At 71.2% G+C, this 7,178-nt stretch carries 10 protein-coding genes; 3 read left to right on the top strand and 7 right to left on the bottom strand.

What is annotated here, in order from left to right; all coding sequences use genetic code 11:
- The 3 genes from QZV97_RS19990 to dapF form a co-directional block, all read right to left on the bottom strand.
- On the bottom strand, positions 1-818 hold an 818-nt coding region (locus QZV97_RS19990; protein ID WP_295646988.1), incomplete at its 3' end, for a tyrosine-type recombinase/integrase.
- A gap of 7 nt (positions 819-825) precedes the next feature.
- Positions 826-1,503 carry a DUF484 family protein gene (locus QZV97_RS19985; RefSeq protein WP_295646984.1) on the bottom strand — a complete coding sequence of 226 codons (678 nt, stop codon included), beginning with the start codon at positions 1,501-1,503 and terminating at the stop codon, positions 826-828.
- A 21-nt stretch (positions 1,504-1,524) separates the two neighbouring features.
- Positions 1,525-2,415, bottom strand: coding sequence for a diaminopimelate epimerase (gene dapF, locus QZV97_RS19980; protein ID WP_295646981.1), 891 nt, complete (start codon positions 2,413-2,415; stop codon positions 1,525-1,527).
- A gap of 58 nt (positions 2,416-2,473) precedes the next feature.
- Here dapF and QZV97_RS19975 point away from each other — a divergent pair, with 58 nt between their 5' ends.
- Both QZV97_RS19975 and QZV97_RS19970 read left to right on the top strand, forming a co-directional pair.
- A complete protein-coding gene (locus QZV97_RS19975) occupies positions 2,474-2,944 on the top strand; it encodes a DM13 domain-containing protein (RefSeq protein WP_295646977.1) in 471 nt (156 codons plus the stop codon).
- Positions 2,945-2,999: 55 nt separating this feature from the next.
- Positions 3,000-4,259: an SAM-dependent methyltransferase gene (locus tag QZV97_RS19970; protein ID WP_295646974.1), complete on the top strand. Its 1,260-nt coding sequence runs from the start codon at positions 3,000-3,002 to the stop codon at positions 4,257-4,259.
- Between the two features lie 93 nt (positions 4,260-4,352).
- Here the strand turns inward: QZV97_RS19970 and QZV97_RS19965 are convergent, their stop codons facing one another.
- The gene (locus QZV97_RS19965) at positions 4,353-4,478 is read right to left on the bottom strand and encodes a hypothetical protein (RefSeq protein ID WP_295646972.1); all 126 of its coding nucleotides are present in this window, start codon (positions 4,476-4,478) and stop codon (positions 4,353-4,355) included.
- 262 nt (positions 4,479-4,740) lie between these two features.
- On the opposite strand from QZV97_RS19965, the gene QZV97_RS19960 reads away from it, so the two are divergent.
- Entirely contained in the window at positions 4,741-5,241 is a 501-nt protein-coding gene (locus QZV97_RS19960; protein WP_295646969.1) for a hypothetical protein, read from the top strand.
- Positions 5,242-5,252: 11 nt separating this feature from the next.
- Here QZV97_RS19960 and QZV97_RS19955 read toward each other — a convergent pair whose 3' ends face one another.
- The 3 genes from QZV97_RS19955 to motB form a co-directional block, all read right to left on the bottom strand.
- Complete coding sequence (locus QZV97_RS19955; protein WP_295646966.1) at positions 5,253-5,888, bottom strand: protein phosphatase CheZ; 636 nt, start codon at positions 5,886-5,888, stop codon at positions 5,253-5,255.
- 31 nt (positions 5,889-5,919) lie between these two features.
- Entirely contained in the window at positions 5,920-6,315 is a 396-nt protein-coding gene (cheY, locus tag QZV97_RS19950) for a chemotaxis response regulator CheY (protein ID WP_295646963.1), read from the bottom strand.
- Positions 6,316-6,374: 59 nt separating this feature from the next.
- Positions 6,375-7,178: flagellar motor protein MotB (gene motB, locus QZV97_RS19945; protein ID WP_295646960.1), on the bottom strand; the 804-nt coding region annotated here is incomplete at its 5' end.

Raw genomic sequence — 7,178 nt, 5'->3', positions numbered from 1 at the left:
GCGCGCAGGTCGCCGCTGGACTGCAGCAGGTGCGAGGCGTAGCTGTGGCGCAGCATGTGCGGCGAGACATGCGTCGGCAGCCCGGCCTGCAATGCGCGGTCCTTCAGGCGCGTGCGCACCTGCGAAGCCGTGAGTCGCGTGCCGTGCCGCGTGACGAAGAGCGCCGGCTCGTCCGCCCTCGCCAGGGTCCCGCGCTGCGCCAGCCAGGCGTCCAGTGCCGCGAGCGCCGGTTTCCCGACCGGCACGCTGCGGCGCTTGCTGCCCTTGCCCAGCACGTGCGCCTCGGCGTCCGCGCGGTCGATCCAGCCGCGCGCGCTGCCGCCGGCCATCACGTCCAGGCCGGCCAGTTCGGCGACGCGCAGCCCGCAGCCATAGAGCAGCTCGACGATGCAGCGGTCGCGCGCCTCCAGCCGCGGGTCGGCGTCGGGCCGGGCCAGGTCGGCCAGCGCCACCGCGTGGTCGACCGACAGCGCCTTGGGCAGCGGCTTGGGCGCCCTCGGTGCCTTCACGCCCTCGACCGGGTTGACGCGCACCAGGCCCTCGCGACCCAGCCAGCGGTACAGGCCGCGCCAGGCGCTCAGCGCGATCGCGATGCTGCGCGGTGCCAGACCGCTGGCGTGCAGCTGCGCGGCCCAGCGCCGCACCTGGTGCTGCTGCACCGCGCGCAGTTCGATGCCGCCCTGCGCCGCCATGTCCTGCAGGCTCTCGAGCGCGTCGGCATAGCTCTTCAGCGTGGTCGGCGCCAGGCGCCGCTCGACGCGCAGGTGCTCGAGGTGGCGCTCGACGTCGCCGCGCGGCGGGTCGGCGCTCGTCGTCACGGGCTGTTCATCCCACCGGCAGCAGCCGCGCCAGGCCGGCGCTGGCGATCTCGCCGATGCGCGTCAGGAACTCGGTGCCCATGTCGGCGGTGTAGCGGGTCGCGTCGGGCGAGCCCAGCACCAGCATGCCGTAGGCCGGCGTGGCCTGGCCCCAGCGCAGCGGGATCAGCGCGAGCGACAGCACCGACTCCGGCTCGTCGAACCAGCCCGCCGCCTCGAAACCCGAATTGATGCCGCAGTACGGCACGCTGAGGCTGGAGGCGAAGCTCTTGACATCGTCGCTGACCGGCTGCGCGAACGGCAGGCTCTCGAAGGCGTCGGCCGCGCCCCAGACGCGGATGCCGGCCTGCGGGATCAGGAACTGGTGCATCAGCTCGGTCACCAGCACGCCGGGCAGCGCGCCGGCGTTGGTCGTCAGCATGATGGCGCGCGTCCAGCGATGCAGGCGGTCGGCGATGGCGACGTTGTCCTGGCCGTGGCGGATCATCTCGATCAGCCGCAGCTCCAGGCCGCGGATCTTCTCGCGCAGCATCTCCATCTGCCGCTCCTGCAGCGACACCGCGCGGTTGCCGTGCGGACTGGTCAGCTGCACCGAGGCCAGCACTTCGGCGTGGCGCTCGAAGAAGCCCGGCGTGTTCAGCAGGAAGTTGGCGATGTCGTCTTCGGTGATGCCCTGGGTGCTCATGCTGCTCGTCTCTCGTGGTCTTCAGTCCGCTTGTTCCGGCAGCTCGATCTCGCCGTCGAACACGCGCTCGGCGGGGCCGGTCATCATCACCGGCGCGTCCGGGCGGCCCGCCCATTCGATGCCCAGCTCGCCGCCGCGGGTCTCGACCTGGACCGGCGTCGCGGCCTTCAGCCAGCCCGCCCGCACGCCGGCCACGACGGCCGCACAGGCGCCGGTGCCGCAGGCCAGGGTCTCGCCGACACCGCGCTCGTGCACGCGCAGGCGGATGCGCGTGGCCGACAGCACCTGCATGAAGCCGGCGTTCACGCGTTGCGGAAAGCGCGCGTGGCGCTCCAGCGGCGGCCCGAATCCGGCCAGCAGGGCGTCGTTCAGTGCGTCGGTCCCGAACTGCGCGACGTTGACGACGGCGTGCGGGTTGCCCATGGACACGACCGCCAGCTCGACCGCGCGGCCTGCCACGTCGACGCTCCACAGCGGCGCGCCGTTCACCTCGCGCGGCACCAGGCCGGCCGCATCGAAGGGCAGCTCGGCCGGCTCCAGCCGCGGCCGGCCCATGTCGACTTCGACGCAGCCGCCCGTCAGCCAGCGCGGCTCGATCACGCCGCCGGCGGTGCGCACGCGGATCGTCGTCTTCTTCGTCAGGCCGGCTTCTCGCACGTAGCGCACGAAGCAGCGCGCCCCGTTTCCGCATTGCTCGACCTCGCCGCCGTCGGCGTTGACGATGCGATAGCTGAAGTCGATGCCCGGCTCGTCGGCAGGCCCGACGATCAGGATCTGGTCCGCGCCGATCCCGAAGCGGCGGTCCGCCAGGTAGCGGAACTGCGCCGGGCTCAGCGACAGCGGCTCGCGGGTGGCGTCCAGCACGACGAAATCGTTGCCGGCGCCTTGCATCTTGGTGAAGCGCAGCTTCATGATGCAAGGATTATCGACCCGTCGACGACCGATGTCCGACGCGTCCAGGGAACCCGCGATGAAGAAACTGCTGCTGCTCGCCGTCTCCCATGTCACCGCCCTGCTGGTCGGCTTCGCCGCCGGCGTCTACCTGCTGCCGATCCTGATCGCACCCGATGCGCCCACGGCCACCGAAGCCGCGCGCCTGTCCGAAGGGGCGGCGTTCAGCGGCACGTTCCGGCGCGAGCTGAAGGACAGCGACGCGCTGCACTGGGGCGAGGGCCGCGTGTCGATCGGGCGCGAGCACGTCACCCTGGTCGGCCGCATCGCGCCGGGCCCGGACTACAAGCTCTACCTGTCGCCCGAGTTCGTCGAGACCGAGGCCGACTTCAAGCGCCTCAAGCCGACGATGCAGCGCATCGGCGACGTCAAGACCTTCGAGAACTTCGTCGTGCCGCTGCCGGCCGGCGTCGATCCGTCGCGCTACACCACCGTGATCGTCTGGTGCGAGACCTTCTCGGAGTTCATCACGGCGGCCCGCTACCGCTAGGCGGCGGTGCACGCGGGGGCGGACAATCGACGCTTCGTCTTCCCCGCGGCCTGCCTTGTCCTCCCCGACCCCCACCCCGGCCACCGACCCGCGCCGCCGCTTCTTCGACGCGGCCCGTGCCGCCCTGAGCGCGGGCACGGTGACGAAGTTCGTCCTCGCCGGACCGCGCTCGGCGGACGCCGACCTGCAGCGCGTCCAGGCCCGGCCGCTGCTGCTCAAGGGCCGGCCCTGCCTGTCGCTCAATCACCTGCACCGCACGAAGGACGTCACGCGCAACCTGCCGGTCGAGGAAGGCCTCGCCGCGCTGGAGGCCCTGCTCGACAGCGACTTCGACAACGCCCACCTGCTGACGCAGGGCGGCGGCGAATTGCAGCTGGCCATCAGCCGCAAGGGCAAGGCCAGCCTGCGACAGGGCCGCACGCCGGTGCCGCTGCCCGAGGCGGACGCGCCGGGTCCCGCGGAGCCACCATCGCACGACCGCCGCAAGCATCGCCCGGTGGACATCGCCGCGCCCTGGCTGGCCGCACTGGGCGTCACCGACGCCTCGCAACGCCTGGTGCCGGCGATGGCGCGCAAGTGGAAGCAGATCAACAAGTTCGTCGAGGTGCTGGACCATGCACTCGCCGGCGCACCGTCGCTGGCCGCTCCGCGCGACGATCGGCCGTTGCAGGTGCTGGACTTCGGCGCCGGCAAGGGCTACCTGACCTTCGCCGTGCACGCGCACCTGCGCCATCGCGGACTGCCGGCGCGCGTCACCGGCGTCGACCTCAAGGAGGACATGGTCGCGCTCGGCAACCGCAGCGCGCGCGAACTGGGCCTCGACGGCCTGGACTTCGAGCTGGGCGACGTCCGCAGCTACGCCACGCGGCCGGTCGACGTGATGATCGCGCTGCATGCCTGCGACATCGCCACCGATCACGCGATGCACATGGGCATCCGCGCCGGAGCCCGCATCATCATGTGCGCGCCGTGCTGCCACAAGGAACTGCGGCCGCAGATGAGGAGCCCGCTGCTGCTGCTGCCGCTGCTGCGCCACGGCATCCACCTCGGCCAGGAGGCCGAGATGCTGACCGACGGCCTGCGCGCCCTGCTGCTCGAGGCCGAGGGCTACGACACCCAGGTGTTCGAGTTCACTTCGCTCGAGCACACCAGCAAGAACAAGATGGTGCTGGCGGTGAAGCGCGAGCAGGCCGCTGCGCGGTCGCCCGCCGAGCTGCGGGCGCAGGTGCGGGAGATCAAGGCCTACTACGGCGTTGCGGAGCAGCGACTCGAACGCCTGCTCGACGGGCCCGGAGACACCGGCCCAGGCGCCTGAGCAGAGGCCACAAAAGAGAGCGGCGCCCCGCAGGACGCCGCAAGCCACCCACCAAGATGAAACCGGCCCGCCCCGAGGCAGGCCGTCCTGCGATCAGAGGCCGAACAGGCCCAGCAGCCGGCGCAGCACGCCGGGATGGCCGACGCGCAAGGTCGGCAGGCGCGACGGCCTGCCCAGGCGCCTGTAGCTGCTGACCGTCCCCACCAGTTGCCTGCTCATGACTGCGTCTCCCTGCCGTCGTCGATGGGCACCACGGTAGCGCCAAAGGCCCTGCGCCGGTGCACGCCCTCCCCCCGGAGTTGAGGGCACTCGAAAGAGGGCCGCGGGGTTCAGTCCCGCGCCGCGGGTGAGCACGCGCTGCCCGGCCCACGTGACCGAATCCCGCGTCCCTGTGGTGGACCCTGCAGTCGCGGGATGCTGCGCACTGAACGAGTCGCTACCTTCGACCTCCTACCGACAGCATTCGATCCGAGGTCGCGCAGTGCTCACAGTCATACAGCAGGGAATCGCCGGCATCCGGCGCCTCGCCGTCCGGGCGCAACGGCGCCTGGCGCGCCGTCTCGATCCGCAGGCCCTGAGGATCCAGATGGCGCCGTGCTTCACGCGCACCGCGGCGGTGCTGGGCTTCGACCTGGCGGTGTTCGCCGTGCTGGCGATGCTGGGGTGGAGCCTGCTCAGTCCGTGGGACGAGCCGCTGCGCGAGGGGGGCAGCCTGATGCTGCTGGGACTGCTGGCCTTCGGCCTGTTCTGGCTGTCGATCAGCGAGCCCGACTTCTATCGCTACGGCAAGCTGCGGCGCCGCTGGCTGGCAGCCCATCGTCCGCCGGTCGATGCCGAGGACCCGGCAGCACCGGCCAGCCGCCCCGTGGCGCTGTCGCAGTGGCCCGAGGACATGAAGGCGCCGATGCGGGTGCGCTCGGCCTACCGGCCGGCCCGCCCGGCGCAGCCTGCGCCGCGCTGGGCCTGGCGCGCGCCGAGCTAGCGGACCGCGGCCTAGAAGCCCAGGCTCGCCAGCAGGTCGTCGACCTCGCCCTGGTTCTGCACCACGTCGGCCCGCCCCTCGGGGTTGACCACCGGGCCGTTCAGGATCGATTCGACCTTCTGCACGGTCTCGGGCGGCGCCGCCTGGACCAGCAGCTTCACGAGGCTGTCTTCCAGGTCGCTGGCCAGCGTCACGACCTTCGCGACCACCTGGCCGGTCAGGTCGTGGAAGTCCTGCGCCATCATGATGTCGGTCAGGTGCCGGTCGATGCGCGCGGTCGCGGCCTCGACGTCACCGACGAAGTTCATCAGCGCGCCCGAGGCCACGGCCTTCACCGGGTCGGCCACCATGGCCGCCGCGATCCGACGCGTCTCGCTGGCGATGCTGGCGTGCTCGGTCTTGGCCTGGTCGACCGAATTCAGCACCTTGTTGGCGGCCGCGCCGGTCTTCTCGGCGATGTAGTTCAGGCGGCTGCGCGCGTCGGGCAGGCCTTCGGCCGCGTTCTGCAGCTTGGGCATCACGCCCAGTTGCGACAGCGTGTCGTGCAGCTGGCGCGTGATGTGGCCGAGTTGCTGGAACACCTCGGGCGAGGCGCCACCGCTCGCGCCGGGCGCCGGAGCCAGTACCGCCGTGTCGTCCATCTTCATGGGGATGTCCTGGAAGTCGTGAGGGTGGGGCTCAGGCCGGGGCGCCGAGCTTCTGCATGATCTTCTGGACCTTCTCCTCCAGCGTGGCCTTGGTGAACGGCTTGACGATGTAGCCGGCCGCGCCGGTCTGGGCGGCGAGCACGATGTCTTCCTTGCGCGCCTCGGCGGTCACCATCAGCACCGGGATGTGCTTGAGGCTGTCGTCGGCCTTGACCGCCTTCAGCAGGTCGAAGCCGTTCATGTTGGGCATGTTGATGTCGCTGACGACGAAGTCGAACTTCGCGTTCTTCAGCATCTGCAGCGCGACGGCGCCGTCCTCGGCCTCTTCGGCGTTGTTGTAGCCGATCTCCTTGAGCAGGCCGCGCACGATGCGCCGCATGGTCGAGAAGTCGTCGACGATCAGGAACTTGAGGTCGGGGGTGCTCATGGTCGGTGTCCTCGCGCGCTATCGGGGTCCGGCCGCTCGTGCGGCCCTTGCTGGATGGGTTATCGGGTGGCGGGCGCCGCACTTGAGGCGCTCTGTGCGACCGCCTCCACGACTTCGAGCGGCGGCGGCTGCAGCGGCTCGGCCTGGGCGGCACGGTGGAAGCGCTCCTCGGCCTCGCGGTTCATCACGATGATGCTGATGCGCCGGTTGATCGGGTTCAGCGGCTGCTCGCGGTCGAACAGCGAACTCGCCGCCAGGCCCTGCACGCGCAGCACCTGCCCGTCGGCCAGTCCGCCGACCACCAGCTCGCGGCGCGAGGCGTTGGCGCGGTCGGCCGACAGTTCCCAGTTGCTGTAGCCGGCCGCGCCGGCGCTGAACGGCGCCGCGTCGGTGTGGCCTTCGAGCGTCAGCTTGTTGGGCACCTCGGCCAGCACCCGGCCGATGGTGTGCAGCAGCTCGCGCATGTAGGGTTGCAGCGAGGCCACGCCGGACGCGAACATCGGCCGGTTCTGCTCGTCGACGATCTGGATGCGCAGGCCGTCGGGCGTCATGTCGAGGCGGATCTGCGCCTTCAGCTCGGCCAGCCGCGGATCGGCCGCCAGCGTCGCCTCGACGCGGGCGCTCAGCGCCTTCAGGCGCTCGGCCTCGGCGACGACCTGCTGTTCCTTGGCCGCCTTCAGGGCCTGCAGGTTGTAGCTCTTGCGCTGCGCCTCGATGTCGCCCTCGCGCACCTGGCCGGTGCTGCGCGTCAGGTCCTTGCCGCCGCCGCGCACCACGCTCGACGAGTCGCCCGAACCCGAGCCGCCCATCATCGAGACCTTGATCGGGTTGTTGAAGTAGTCCTGGATGCCCTTGCGGTCGCC

It is taken from the genome of uncultured Methylibium sp. (assembly GCF_902826655.1).
Lineage (GTDB): Bacteria > Pseudomonadota > Gammaproteobacteria > Burkholderiales > Burkholderiaceae_C > Methylibium.
This window is presented reverse-complemented; position numbering and strand designations above follow the sequence as displayed.

Bases quoted from the DNA above. Each gene is read 5' to 3' on its own strand.
- QZV97_RS19965 (WP_295646972.1), bottom strand. From the start codon at position 4,478: ATGAGCAGGCAACTGGTGGGGACGGTCAGCAGCTACAGGCGCCTGGGC.
- dapF (WP_295646981.1), bottom strand. From the start codon at position 2,415: ATGAAGCTGCGCTTCACCAAGATGCAAGGCGCCGGCAACGATTTCGTC.
- QZV97_RS19985 (WP_295646984.1), bottom strand. From the start codon at position 1,503: ATGAGCACCCAGGGCATCACCGAAGACGACATCGCCAACTTCCTGCTG.
- cheY (WP_295646963.1), bottom strand. From the start codon at position 6,315: ATGAGCACCCCCGACCTCAAGTTCCTGATCGTCGACGACTTCTCGACC.
- QZV97_RS19975 (WP_295646977.1), top strand. From the start codon at position 2,474: ATGAAGAAACTGCTGCTGCTCGCCGTCTCCCATGTCACCGCCCTGCTG.
- QZV97_RS19955 (WP_295646966.1), bottom strand. From the start codon at position 5,888: ATGAAGATGGACGACACGGCGGTACTGGCTCCGGCGCCCGGCGCGAGC.